The 11,711-nt window shown below is 45.3% G+C and carries 8 protein-coding genes; 4 read left to right on the top strand and 4 right to left on the bottom strand.

Translation table 11 applies throughout. From position 1 onward, the window contains the following. Positions 1-10: 10 nt before the first annotated feature. The 4 genes from BLR84_RS16080 to BLR84_RS16065 all read left to right on the top strand — a co-directional run bounded on the left by BLR84_RS16080 (position 11) and on the right by BLR84_RS16065 (position 5,143). Entirely contained in the window at positions 11-1,828 is a 1,818-nt protein-coding gene (locus BLR84_RS16080; RefSeq protein WP_090470101.1) for a RagB/SusD family nutrient uptake outer membrane protein, read from the top strand. 18 nt (positions 1,829-1,846) lie between these two features. Next, a complete protein-coding gene (locus BLR84_RS16075) occupies positions 1,847-2,551 on the top strand; it encodes a DUF3823 domain-containing protein (RefSeq protein ID WP_090470099.1) in 705 nt (234 codons plus the stop codon). Between the two features lie 21 nt (positions 2,552-2,572). Continuing rightward, positions 2,573-3,712: a hypothetical protein gene (locus BLR84_RS16070; protein WP_090470098.1), complete on the top strand. Its 1,140-nt coding sequence runs from the start codon at positions 2,573-2,575 to the stop codon at positions 3,710-3,712. A gap of 195 nt (positions 3,713-3,907) precedes the next feature. After that, positions 3,908-5,143, top strand: a complete 1,236-nt coding sequence (locus BLR84_RS16065; protein WP_218128355.1) for a glycoside hydrolase family 99 protein — start codon at positions 3,908-3,910, stop codon at positions 5,141-5,143. 473 nt (positions 5,144-5,616) lie between these two features. On the opposite strand, the gene BLR84_RS16060 is transcribed toward BLR84_RS16065, so the two are convergent. The 4 genes from BLR84_RS16060 to kbl all read right to left on the bottom strand — a co-directional run bounded on the left by BLR84_RS16060 (position 5,617) and on the right by kbl (position 11,658). After that, positions 5,617-7,881, bottom strand: coding sequence for a glycoside hydrolase family 3 N-terminal domain-containing protein (locus BLR84_RS16060; RefSeq protein ID WP_090470094.1), 2,265 nt, complete (start codon positions 7,879-7,881; stop codon positions 5,617-5,619). A gap of 204 nt (positions 7,882-8,085) precedes the next feature. Beyond that, positions 8,086-8,631: a hypothetical protein gene (locus BLR84_RS16055; protein ID WP_090470092.1), complete on the bottom strand. Its 546-nt coding sequence runs from the start codon at positions 8,629-8,631 to the stop codon at positions 8,086-8,088. Positions 8,632-8,657: 26 nt separating this feature from the next. After that, the gene (locus tag BLR84_RS16050; protein WP_090470381.1) at positions 8,658-9,941 is read right to left on the bottom strand and encodes a glycoside hydrolase family 99 protein; all 1,284 of its coding nucleotides are present in this window, start codon (positions 9,939-9,941) and stop codon (positions 8,658-8,660) included. A 526-nt stretch (positions 9,942-10,467) separates the two neighbouring features. After that, positions 10,468-11,658, bottom strand: coding sequence for a glycine C-acetyltransferase (gene kbl, locus BLR84_RS16045; protein WP_090470091.1), 1,191 nt, complete (start codon positions 11,656-11,658; stop codon positions 10,468-10,470). Between the last annotated feature and the right edge of the window lie 53 nt (positions 11,659-11,711).

Raw genomic sequence — 11,711 nt, 5'->3', positions numbered from 1 at the left:
CTATTGACATATGAAAAGTATAAACAAATTAATCATAGCCATCTCTATCACCGTTGGAGCATCGGTAACTTCCTGTCAGAAGTTGAATATACCGCCAACCAATATATTTACGCCCGAAGTTATATATAGCAGCGAGGCAGGTGTTAAGTCGTTTTTAGCAACCATATATCAGAATTTACCTATCGAGGACTTCAAATACAGGCCCGATCAGGGATTTAAAACCGGAGGTAACGACTGGGAGAATTTTTACAATGAGGCAGGAGTAATCGGTGAAGAAGTTGGGCCCTTTGGCGGTATGGATATTGCCGGTGGTTTCGGGTACTGGCCATATGGCGATATCCGGAATGTGAACACCCTGATATCCGAGCTTCCTAAACACGTTTCTACACTAACCCAGTCAACCGTAAACGCGCTTTTAGGCGAAGCCCACTTTTTAAGGGCTTACTATTATTTTGGCCTGGCCAAACGCTATGGAGGGGTCCCTATTATCAAGGAGCCACAAGATCCGGCAGCTCCATTGTCAACCCTTCAGGTACATCGTAATAAAGAGCAGGAAACATGGGATTTTATTGGGTCAGAACTTGATTTAGGCTATCAGATGATGCCCGAAACGAGTGATGCCGGCAGGGCCAACAAATACGCGGCAATTGCCTTAAAATCAAGGGCCATGTTGTACGCGGCCTGTATAGCCAAATACGGATCTGTAAACTTTGTTGATGGCCCGGCAAGGTCAGCAGGATTGGTAGGCATTCCGGCCGATCAGGCAAGCAAATATTTCCAGGCTGCCTATGATGCTGCCAAAGCATTGGAAGGTCATTACTCGCTTTATAATGCCAATTCCGATAAGGTACAGAACTATGTCGACCTGTTCCTGAAAAGCGGGAGTCCAGAAAACATTTTCATCAAGCAGTACTCCATCGCTAACCAGACCGCCCATAGCTGGGATGCTACCATGTCGCCCCGTTATATGACAGCCAACGCGCTTTCACGCTCGTACCCAACATTGGATCTGGTACAACTTTGGGGCAATCTGCCTGTAACCAACGACGATGGCACTCCAAAACGTTTCAATAGCCGTGCGGACTTAATGCAGGGTCTTGAACCCCGGTTACTGGCTACCATTTATTTCCCCGGCACTACTTTAAGAGGGCTTACCTTTGATATGCAAAGAGGTATATACCCCTCTTTTAGCGGAACAGCTGCCGCAGAAGTGGCCAAACAGCCCAACTCACGCTCATACATACTTGCTGGCGATACAAAAACACTGTACCAGGGCAAACAGATCATCGGCTTTACCGGCCCCTGGACCGGTGGCGATGAGTTAACCCGCACAGGTTTTTATGTGCGTAAATATGTTGATTATAACAAACCCCAGGCAACTGTGGATCTGAACAGAAGCGAACAGCCGTGGATAGACCTGCGCTATGGTGAAATCTTGCTGAACCGCGCAGAAGCCGCTATGGAATTAGGTAACCCTACTGATGCACTAAGCTCCATTAATCAGCTTAGGACACGGGCCGGCGCTACGCTTTACTCATCAATCGACCTGACTAAAGTGCGTAACGAACGCCGCATGGAACTTGCTTTCGAAAACCAATACTATTGGGACCTGAAAAGATGGCGTACTGCCGATGTGGTACTTGACCGCGCGCACTTTAAGGGCCTGATGCCTTATTACGTATTTAACGAAAATAAATACATTTTCCTGGCCGAGCCAGAGCTGTTTAACCGTGAATATACCTTCCAGAAACAATTTTATTATGAAGGGATCCCTGGCGGCGAGATCGGCAAAAACCCAAACCTGCTTCCTAACAACCCTAACTATTAAGCATTAAAATTTTTAAATATGAAAAAGCTAATTAGCAATTTTTTAGTGGTCGCAGCTATTCTTACCATCTCTGCTTGCACAAAAATAGATAACTATGATGGCCCCAACGCCTCATTTCAGGGTAATATCATTTCATCTGCAGGCGGTAACCTGCAAACATCCGGCGGCAGTACACAGATCAAACTACAACAGATCGGGTGGACAACCCCGCAAACCATCCCCAGTAAATTTGATGGTACGTTTGAGGATACCAAGCTGTTTAAAAGCGCCTACAAGGTTGTACCTACCAATGGCGCATTCTGGCCGGTAACTGATACCATAGTGGTAAACATTGCCCAGGGCACCAAGCATGATTTTACGGTTACCCCTTACATCGTTATCAAAAACTTCACTACAAGTTTAACCGGGACAACCCTAACCCTTAAGTATGATATTACCGCGCCTATTGCCGCCGGTTTACCGACCATTAAGGACACGCAACCTTATATCAATACCACTAAGCTTGTAGGCGCCGGGGCTTCCATCAGGGAGTATTCGGATGCTTTAGCCGTAAGCATCAACAAAAACTTTACGGATCTGACCGATGCCGAAAAATCAGTAACCCTAACCGTACCAAACATGATTCCGGGCCGTACATTTTTTGTACGTGTAGGGGTGCGTTTAAGCGACAGTTTCAACAGCTCCAATTTTTCGGAAATAGTGCAGATAGATGTTCCTAAATAATTTAACCTAAACAAACAGGAAATGAAATTCATAAAAACAACGATGGTATGCTCCATCCTTATCATAGGCCTAATTGCCGGTTGTAAAAAAGAAAAATATGCGTCGCGGGATACCTCGGGGCTTAAACCGCCGCCTGTTGATACCACGACAACTCCTCCGCCCGATCCTACATTGGTGGTGTTTGATAACGCCGACAAGAAAGATGGCTGGCAAACGGTGGGCGATGTAAACATTACCACATCGGGCCAAAAAGAAGGCACCGGTTATATTAAAAACACCATAACAAATGGATCCGATTTTATGCAGTTTATCAAGGATCTGCCAACACCACTGAATACCAAGCTTACCGAAACTAATGGGCAGTTCAAATTCTGGCTCTTTTTATCAGACCCTACCATTATTAAAGATGGCTCCATAGAAATTACCAGTTCAGGCAAGTCAGACGATCATGAGTCGGCCTGGGATGTAGCGCCTTTGGTAAGTACATTAAAAAGCGGCTGGAACGAAATAGCCCTTAATTTTAACGTGGCTATTAAAACCAACGATGGCGGCGCAGATTATTCGGCGATAAACCATTTCCGTATATTCTTTTCCACTACCAGCAAAAGCCACCCCGACTTAACTACGGGTATAGATGACCTGGTGTTCAGACAGGCGCCACCCGCCCCGCCGGTTGTATTTGACGGTGCCGACCTGGCCGACGGCTGGCAAACAGTAGGTACCCCAACCATCGAAACATCAGGAGCAAAAGTGGGTACAGGATATTTAAAAAACACCATCACCAACGGCAACGATTTTATGCAATTTATAAAGGATGTGGCCGTACCTGTAAATACAAGCTTTACCGCAGCTAACGGCAGGTTTAAATTCTGGTGGTATGTGTCAGATGTTTCTTTGCTTAAAAATGATGGATCTATCGAGATTACCAGCTCCGGCAAATCAGATGACCATGAGTCGGCATGGGATGTGGCCCCGCTTATCCCTAATCTGAAAAACGGATGGAATGAAATAACGCTCGACTTTGACAAGGCGATCAAAACAGATGATGGAGGAGCAGACTATACGGCGATAAACCATTTCCGCATATTCTTTTTCACAACCGGGAAAGCCCATGCGGATCTTACTACCGGGATAGACGACCTGAGGTTTATATCAAAATAAACACCTCTAATTTTTAATAACAATACCGGTGGCGGCAGCATTCTGCCACCGGTATTTAAAGCAAATAGCAGACATAAAAAGTAACCTGTTAATCCAACCCTTCATTCTACCTCAATTAAACCCCAAATGATGAGAAAACATAAATCCGGCACTTTAAGTTTAATAGTCTTATTGGCCACAATCAGCACTTGCTCCATGAACAGCTGCTCAAAAAAAACATCGGATAGCAGCACCCCACCTCCACCCGTTGTTGTCCCCCCTCCAACCACTCCTGTCGACGTTACCCCTTCGCCTGTTGGTGATGTGGTAGGTAAAGTTGTGGTGGGTTACCAGGGCTGGTTTGCCGCTATTGGCGATGGATCGCCCATCAACATGTTCTGGCATTGGTCAAACGACTGGGCAAAAGCGCCTTCGCCAACCAATAAAGCTATATATGCATGGCCCGATGTGCGTGATTATACTACGACTTTTAAAACCGATTTCGCCAATTTGAACAATGGCAGCGAAGCGCGCGTATTTTCATCCTATACCGATCAAACCGTTGATGTACAGTTTAAGTGGATGAAAGATTATGGTATTGATGGGGCCGCCTTACAGCGCTTTAACCCCAGCGGCATCGAAGGCCCGGTACGTGATGCCATGGCCGCCAAAGTAAAGATAGCTGCCGAAAAAAATGGCGTAAAATTTTACATTATGTATGATGTAAGCGGCTGGACAAACATGGCCACAGAAATGGAAACCGACTGGACCAATAAAATGTCGGTTTATACCTCCTCAACGGCTTACGCCAAACAGAATGGTAAGCCCGTAGTGTGTATCTGGGGTTTTGGTTTCAGCGATGATAATCATAATTTTTCGGCTGCTTCCTGCCTGGCTGTGATCAATTGGTTTAAAAGCAAGGGCTGTTACGTTATTGGTGGTGTACCAACTCATTGGCGTAAGGAGGAAAGCGATTCCCGCCCTGGCTTCCTAGCTACTTACAAGGCCTTTGATATGTTATCGCCATGGATGGTAGGCCGCATAGGTAACGTGATCGAATCAGACAATTTCTACAATACCATCAATGTTCCGGACGAAACTTATTGCGCAGCTAATGGCATTGATTATCAGCCCTGCGTTTTGCCCGGCGATTTAAGTGCACAGCAAAGGGCCCATGGCGATTTTATGTGGCGTCAGTTTTACAACATGAAACGCGCCGGTGCGCAGGGTATCTACATCTCTATGTTTGATGAATACAACGAAAGCAACCAGATTGCCAAGACCGCAGAAAGCCAGGCTTTTGTACCGGTGGGATCAGGCTTTAAATCATTGGATGAAGACGGCACTCCCTGCTCATCCGATTATTACCTGAGGCTAACCGGAGACGGGGCTAAAATGTTCAAAGGACAGATAGCCTTAACCACAATACGACCCACCATACCTAAACCTTAATTCATATTAACCTTTCAATAAAAGCCCTGCTGTTAATAACAGCAGGGCTTTGTTGTTGCCGGAGACACATCATGGGGGTCTCAATATAACCGAGTTATAAAAGTGGGTTTACATGGTTTACACTTTTTGGGGCTTATACTTATTTATTAAATTGATAATCAATTGATTATGATATTTTTTATTAAAAAAAACGGTTTACAGTGTAAACCATAACTTAAAAACAAAATGCCCTCTTATAATAGTAATAGTCCATGATTAGACATTTGTCTAAAAAGGGTGTCATGCTGAGCTCCGTCGAAGCATGGCGGGAAGGCCTCTGCGCTCTACCCTTCGACGGAGCTCAGGGTGACAGCCACCCTTTTTTGATATTATTGATGTGTGATGTCTAATGATAGGCTATTACCATTACATACATCTCTACATGTACTCGTTCCAAAATCATCTGAAATCCGTACATCTGCACATTAAGCAGCCTATTTCACCCAAAAGCTGCCTCTCAACCTGATATCTTCAGACGACGAACCTACCATGATCTTAAACTCGCCGGGCTCCACCACGTGTTTCATCTCACGGTTCCAGATCTTTAACTCTTCTGTATTTAATTTGAACTGAACCTTGCCGCTTTCGCCGGGTTTCAGACTGATGCGGCTAAAGCCCTTTAATGATTTTACCGGGGTGGTCACACTGGAAATTACATCGCGGATATATAATTGCACTACCTCTGTACCTGCTACCTTGCCGGTATTTTTTACAGTGACGCTGATATTGACCGAACCATTAGCCGGTATACTTTTCTGACTAATATTTAAGTCTGAATACGCGAATGTGGTATAGCTCAAACCATGCCCAAAGGAGAACAAGGCCGAAGTATCCTGATCAACATATACGTGTCTTGACGTAGGTTTATGGTCGTAATAATAAGGTATCTGCCCTGTCGACCGAGGGAAGGTCATCGGTAATTTACCTGATGGGTTGATTTTTCCAAGTAGTACATCGGCAATGGCCGATCCCCCAGCCTCACCCAGGAACCATGATTCAACAATGGCCGGTATTTTTTTTGCCACAAAGTTGATGCACAAGGGCCTGCCATTAAAAAGCACCACAGCAATAGGTTTACCTGTTTTTTGCAGGGTCTCTATCAAGCGGGTTTGCCTGGCGTTAAGATCAAGATTCGATCTGTCTTTTCCTTCGCCAACTTCACCAATATCTTCGCCCAATACGACTACGGCTACATCGGAGTGGTTCACCAGGTCCACTGCTTTTTGCAGCTCTTCGCCTTGTGTTGCCGCGGATGTATCTTTGGTAGAGTAGCCGGCTTCATATTCAATTTTCATATCACTGCTGGCTTTTTGCCTCAGTGCTTCCAATATGGCAACGCCCTTACCATCGGTGTTGGCATAACCGCCCAGGTAAGTACTGGCAGCCAGCGGACCAATTACGGCTACCGAATGCGTATTTGCATTAAGCGGCAACAAGCCATTATCGTTTTTCAACAGGCTGATACCTTCCTGCGCCGCTTTCAGGGCCACAGCATGGCTCGCTTCGGTATGGAATACTTTTTTAATCAGGCTTTTATCAACATAAGGATGATCAAACAGCCCCAGCATAAATTTAACCCGCAGTACGTCGCCCACAGCCCGGTCAAGTTCGGTCATGCTTAGCTGTTTGGTGGACAGCGCTTTTTTGATGGCGCTCATCAACTCCGCATGCGGAAAATCATAAAACTGCATATCCAGCCCGGCGGTAAGCGTTTGAGCCAGCGCATCGGCGGTATTGGCCGCTACCCGGTGGTTGATCATCGACATTTTGATAGCCCCCAAATCTGACAGCACAAAGCCTTTAAAGCCCCATTCCTTGCGCAGCACATCCTTCAACAACCATTTATTATCGACACAAGGTATCCCATCAAGTTCGCTATAAGCGGCCATCATCCCCAATGCCCCACCCTCTTTGATGGCTTTTTCAAACACATATAAGAACGATGATCGCGCTTCACGTTCGCCCATATTTACCGGGGCCGTATTACTGCCCGCCTCGGGTATGCCATGAACAGCAAAATGTTTGGGTTCAGCCAATACGGCATCCGGGGCGCTTACTTTGATGCCTTGCAGGCCCTTTACCATGGCAACACCATTGGCGGCCGCCAGATAAGGGTCTTCACCATAAGTTTCTTCCACACGGCCCCAGCGCGGATCGCGCGGCAGGCAAAGCACCGGCCCCAACACCATGGCTACCCCATGTGCACGCATTTCGGTAGCAATAATATGCCCTGCCTGGTGCACCAGGGTAGTATCCCAGGCTCCGGCCAATGCCAAAGGAATAGGAAAGGTAGTGCTTCCCAAGCCCGAGTAACCATGCAAGCCCTCTTCAATAAACAACACGGGGATACCCAACCGGGTATGCTCAACAGCATAACGCTGTATCTGGTTGCTGATATCGCTGGTTAAAGGATAAAGATCATGCACTGAACCAATGCCTTCGGTGCCTATGCTGATGCGGGCACTGTCTGAGTAAGATTCTGATTCGTGGCCTTTCATATTGGCCACTTCATGACCACTGTACATATCCAGCTGCCTTATTTTTTCGGCAACCGTCATGCGGCTTAACAGATCGGCTACCCGTTTTTCAACCGGTAAAGCGGCATTTTGATACGGGTATTTAACAGGTGGTTTAGGCGACTCAAAAGAGCAAAACGCAATTATTAAAATAGCCAGCGCACCGGCATACTTTTTCTTCATAAAATGTATGGTTATCAGGTTTAAATATTTTGTATATCGGCAATCCGAGTGAATTGCCAACCAGGAGCTAAACTATGCGCCGTAAATAATAACACATTAATAAAACATTAACAGTGCCTGTTTAGAATATAAAATGTTATAGAATTTGCTAAAATCGATTTACCCGTGCCTGAATGGCTTTATTTTTCCTGAAGTATAAGAAGTTTAGGCCGCATCAATTTTCAGTTTCCTTTTTATAAACACCACTATAAGCATAGCAACAATTAAATAAGCGATAAAGCTCCAGGCTTTGTTTTGGTGTGCTTTAAAACTGTAAATAACTTCGCCATTTGCCTCAACCTGGCTAACCCTGCTCCCAAAATCAAGACAGTCAAGACTTAGTAAATTGTAAATACAGGAAGGATTGTAAAGCGTAACCTTTTCGTTGATGTGTAATTGATCTCCTATCGACCAATCGCTATTTGTATTAAAATCGATATTATACGTTTGCTTGTTTTTTAAGGTAATTATCAATGAATAGTTTTGTTTACCTCCTCTGCCACCTTCATACGACGTGACCCTGACTTCTTTTGCCAGGATCAAGCCGGTAACCTTGTTTAACTGTTTAACAGTAAATAGCTGAGCAATTAACTGTCCGCATAAGGCAATACCCAACACCCATAACAACAAATTGACAATATATTTATTCCCATTCTTTTTAAAGGATGTATTAATATGATCAATAAAGGTCGGCGATTGTAGTTTGGGCATTATAAAGCACAAATTACATAATCTTTTTATTTTTTCTTATCGGTAAGCGGCGGTGGTATACTATCCTGAAGTGGTATCTGCTTCCGCAGCATTTTGCCTGCATAGCCGGTTAAATACAGGTAATAATCATTGGGGATATCGTCCTCATACTTCACAAAATTGCTTAAACCCACAGGTGGATTTTTGGATGCCTTGAGTATGGCCGTACCCTCGTCAACTTCATCAAACATGGCTACGTACAGCATTTCGGCGCCGCTGGATATGGCCCCGGTGATTTGTTTCCAGTAAAATTGCCCACGGTTACGCGGGATCTGGTTTTGCGGGCTGTGCGGGTTCATATTATGCCAGCTAAATCCCGGAAAAACCACAGGTACATAATCCAGTTTATTGGTTTTGCACCAGGCTATATCCTCGGCAATGCGGTGTTTAAATTGTGGGTACGATTGCTCGTTATACCGGCCAACAAACCAGGGATGTATAATATCGGCCTTGCGCAGCACATTATGCAGATGCGGGTCCTTTTCGGTATCATTCCCAAAATCGCGCCAATAGGTGGGTACCCCTAGCAGAACAGAGCAACCGCCATAAACCGGGTCGTTCTTTAAAAAATCAATGATCTTTTCAGCTTCGGTTAAGCCATAGCGGCGGTGATCGTTGAAACCAATACCCCATACAGCTACCAGCGGTTTACCATTATGATACAGGTAGGTTTGCTTGTTGCCCCGGTTGGTTAGTTTCAGACTATCAACCAAGTGTTTCCAGTCTTTGATCACCAGGGAATCGCCACAGGCCTGCATCCCCGAAAGATCGTACATCACCGATACGGCCCTGTTATATTTTTGCGCATATTTAAGTACATTACCCAGCACCACATCATTATGCGCCTTGCCGCGTCCTCTTTGCACATCGCCTATAAAGCGCTGTACAAATACCCCGTCTATACCGTACTGTTGCATCCATTTAAAGTGGGTTTCGGTAGAAGATGCATCATGCGAACTGTAAACATAGGCATAGCTGCTATCGGCATGTTTAAAGGGTGTTTTATAGGTTTTTTTGTACTCGCTTACATCGGGCCATACATCAATATTGGTGTGGCCGGGTTCAAATTTCCCGTGCGAATTGTAATGGTTCCAGCCACGACCACCACCATCATCGGGAGCATTGAACCAGCCCTGGTAACCGGCCATCATCAGGCCTTTATAACTGGTAAATGCCGAGGTTTTGCTATGCTTGCTTTGGCTGTAAGCGAGGGTACCAGTCAGCAGCAGCCAGGCCACCAATATGGATTGAAATCTGGAAGAATTAAACATGGGTTTATTATAAAAGGTTATAATTATAAAAGCCAAATTTGTGATCGCCGCTTAATTAATTCTTAAAAAATCATTAATTGAAAAATGGTTTAACAAATAAATGATCCGGCATTTTGAGGCATCATCCGGAAAAACTTTTTAAAACTTAAATTTTAACAAATTTCTGCCCCAAAAGGGGCTAAAAACGTTCAAAAATCAGTTCAAAATCATCGATTTTAACACTTTTTAACAAATTTCGATACAGTTTTGAGCAGTTTTTAAAACTTTAAAAAGTATTAATTTATTGATTGTCAATTAACTACCTACCAAACGGTCGAGTTTTGGGCCATATTTCCCTTTAAAACAACAGCCCGGCTTCCTGTTTTCGAGGAGCCGGGCTGCTGTTTTATACAATATACGAAAATTATTCCGGATGCTGAAATGCCTTCTAAGGGTGTCATGCTGAGCACCGTCGAAGCATGGTGGGCAGGCCTCTTCGCTCCACCCTTCGACGATGCTCAGGGTGACAGCCCTTTTTTCGTATCACTTATTTAATCACACCCAGTTCCTTACCCACTTTGGTAAACGCCGCAATAGCTTTATCCAGGTGCTGGGTATCATGGGCGGCCGATATTTGTACCCTGATGCGGGCCTTGCCCTGTGGTACTACCGGGTAGTAAAAACCGATCACATAAATACCCTCCTCGAGCATTTTGGCAGCGAACTCCTGGGCCAGCTTGGCTTCGTACAGCATTACGGGTACAATGGGATGCACACCCGGTTTGATATCAAAACCGGCTTCGGTCATTTTTTGGCGGAAATATTGGGTGTTGCTTTCCAGCTTATCGCGCAGGGCGGTAGTTTCGCTCAGCATATCCAGTACCGCTATCGAAGCGCCGGTAATGGCCGGTGCCAGGGTATTGGAGAACAGGTACGGGCGTGAGCGCTGGCGTAACATATCAATAATTTCTTTACGACCCGATGTAAAACCACCCGACGCACCACCCAGGGCTTTGCCTAATGTGCCGGTAATAATATCTATCTGCCCCATTACGTTATGGTGCTCATGCGTACCTCTGCCGGTTTTACCCATAAAGCCCGAGCAATGGCTCTCGTCAATCATCACCAGGGCATTGTATTGCTCGGCCAGTGCGCAAATTTTATCCAGCTGGGCAATGGTTCCGTCCATGCTGAAAGCACCGTCAGTTACGATGATGCGGTGGCGCAGATCTTTGGTCGCTTTTAGTTTTTCTTCCAGATCGGCCATGTCATCGTGTTTATAACGCTGGCGCTGGGCCTTGCACAAACGCACGCCGTCAATGATGGAGGCATGGTTCAGCTCGTCGGATATAATGGCATCCTGCTCATTAAACAGGGGTTCAAAAACACCGCCGTTGGCATCAAATGCCGCGGCGTATAATATAGTATCTTCAGTTCCTAAAAACTCTGATATTTTAGCTTCCAGCTGTTTGTGGATATCCTGTGTACCGCAAATAAAACGCACGGACGATAAACCATAACCATGAGTATCCATCACGTTTTTTGCCGCCTGTACCACTTTGGGATTGCCCGACAGACCGAGGTAATTGTTTGCACAAAAGTTAATTACTTCCTGACCACCCTGAACGGTAATATCAGCACCCTGTGCCGATGTGATGACGCGTTCTTTTTTATATAACCCTGCATTTTCAATGTCGGCAAGCTCCTGCTGTAAAACCGGTTTTAGTGTATTATACATATCTATACTGTTTTAGAGAGGGCAAAATTAAACATTCCTCCGCGGGGAGGGAA

This window comes from Mucilaginibacter sp. OK268 (assembly GCF_900103125.1).
In the GTDB taxonomy this organism is placed as follows: Bacteria; Bacteroidota; Bacteroidia; order Sphingobacteriales; family Sphingobacteriaceae; genus Mucilaginibacter.
The sequence above is the reverse complement of the archived record's forward strand: the minus strand, read 5'-3'. Positions and strand labels throughout refer to the sequence as shown.